The organism is Novosphingobium sp., from assembly GCF_049240505.1.
Classification (GTDB): domain Bacteria; phylum Pseudomonadota; class Alphaproteobacteria; order Sphingomonadales; family Sphingomonadaceae; genus Novosphingobium.
This window is the reverse complement of record NZ_JBMLSM010000180.1, coordinates 1-2,055: the sequence shown is the minus strand read 5'-3', so window position 1 is coordinate 2,055 and position 2,055 is coordinate 1. Positions and strand designations below refer to the sequence as shown.

Genomic DNA, 2,055 nt, shown 5'->3' with positions numbered 1-2,055 from the left:
GCATCTCGCGGCCCACATTCCCCGTCGCACCGACCACTACAACCCGGTAACCCATCTTACTTCCCTTCCTGCGGCCCGCCGTTCACTTGCAGACGGCCCGTTCCCTAGCGACTGGTTCCAACCAGCCAAGTTAAAAACGCTTGGGGATGGCGCACCCACACTTTCCCCAAAGCACTTCGTCCAACTCACCCACTACCGTCATCCTGAACTTGTTTCAGGATCCATTCCGCCGATCAGCCCAAGACTCTCAATGGAGAGATGGACCCTGAACCAAGTTCAGGGTGACGACGTTGGAAGCAACGGTTTCCCCTACTTCCCGCTCCCTGCCCCATTACGGTCAAGGAAACGGAAAATCGTCTCATACAAATGCTGGCTCACCTTCGGTCCGCTGATCCGGTGCGTGTAGCCGGGATAAAGCATCATCTCGAACGGCACGGCCTCGCCCTGCATCTTGGCGATGATCGCGCTGGCATTCTCGAACACCACGTTGTCATCGGCCATGCCATGAATGATCAGCAGAGGATCGCTGATCTTGCCAGTTTCGGCCAGCGCGTTTGCTTTCTCGTACACCTGCGGCAGCTTGCCCGGATCACCCAGATAACGCTCGGTATAAGTCGTATCATAAAGCTGCCACTTGGTCACAGGCGCCACTGCGATCCCGGCCGCATAGGCGCCCGGATTGGCCTCCAGCATCTTGATCGACATGTAACCGCCATAGGACCAACCGAAGGTGCTGATCTTGTCTGCGTCAACGAACGCCTGCTTCTTCAGCCACATCGCGCCCGCCAACTGGTCCTCGACCTCAACCGAACCCATCGCGTGGTGCAGCGCCGAGGCAAACTTCACGCCCCGGTTTTCAGACCCGCGATTGTCGATGGCGAAGTAGATATACCCCTTGTCGACAATCGCCTGAGCCAGTGCCCCCTGAAAACCCTTGGCCACCACCCGCGAAGTCGGCCCGCCATAGTGGTAGGTGAACACGGGATACTTCTTCCCCGGCTCCAGCGGCGGTGTGATCATCATGTAGTGCAGCGGTGTGCCGTCTGCAGCGGGGATCGTGCCAAACTGCGCCGGACGATGGCTGGCAAGATACTGTGCATAAGGATGCGCACCTGCGACCTTGTTCTCCTCGATCCACGCCAGCCGCTTGCCGGTGGTGTCGGCGATGTAAGACTGCGCAGGCTGCGCATCCGACGCGCGCGAAATCATCAGCGTCTGCCCGGTGCGGTCCATAGACGCATTGTTGACCCAGCCGAGTTCGGTGATCCGCTTCAGTTTGCCGGGTGCCTTCAGGTCCATCGCGTAGACTTGGCTCGCCAGCACATCGTCCTTGGTGCCAGTCAGATAGACCTTTCCAGCCTTTTCATCCACGCCGACCAGCCCGGTAACCACCCAGTCGCCTTGGGTAAGGCGCAACCACCGGCCATCGGGGTGACCGTCGGGACGATAATGGTACAAGTGCCCGAAGCCATCGCGTTGCGACCACCACACAAGGCTCCCGTCCTTCAGGAACCGATAACTGTCAGACAGGTCGATCCAATGCTTGTCCGCCGCCTTTTCGGTAAACATCACGCTGGACTTGCCGGTGGCGGGATCGACCTTGAGCATGTCCAGCACGGTCTGCTCGCGGTTCATCCGCTGCACATAGAGCGCCTTGCCATCGGGCGCCCAGTCCACGCGCGCAAGATAGACGTCTTTCTCAGCGCCCAGATCCACCTGCACTCGGTTCGATCCGTCCGGCCCCATCACCCACAGCGAAACTTCGGCGTTGGGCGTGCCCGCCGCCGGATAGCGCTGCTGGTAGGTCCGCGTATCTTCCGCGCCGATGGCCGTTCGCGTGACCACGCCGACCATGCTCTCGTCAAAGCGCTCCACCGCGATGCGCTTTTCATCAGGTGACCACCAAAACCCGTTGAAGCGGTTCATTTCCTCCTGCGCCACGAACTCCGCCTCGCCCCAATGGACGTCCGCGTTCGTTTCCGCAGGCGTGATCGCTTGAGCCGCGCCCGTCACTGGCCCAGCCCACAGTCGGCGGTCCCGCACATAGGCAATATG

1 protein-coding gene is annotated in these 2,055 nt (G+C 60.3%); it reads right to left on the bottom strand.

Going from position 1 to position 2,055, the window contains the following annotated elements; genetic code table 11:
- Window positions 1-309: 309 nt before the first annotated feature.
- On the bottom strand, window positions 310-2,055 hold a 1,746-nt coding region (locus tag ACOVQ0_RS14595), incomplete at its 5' end, for a DPP IV N-terminal domain-containing protein (RefSeq protein WP_421885863.1).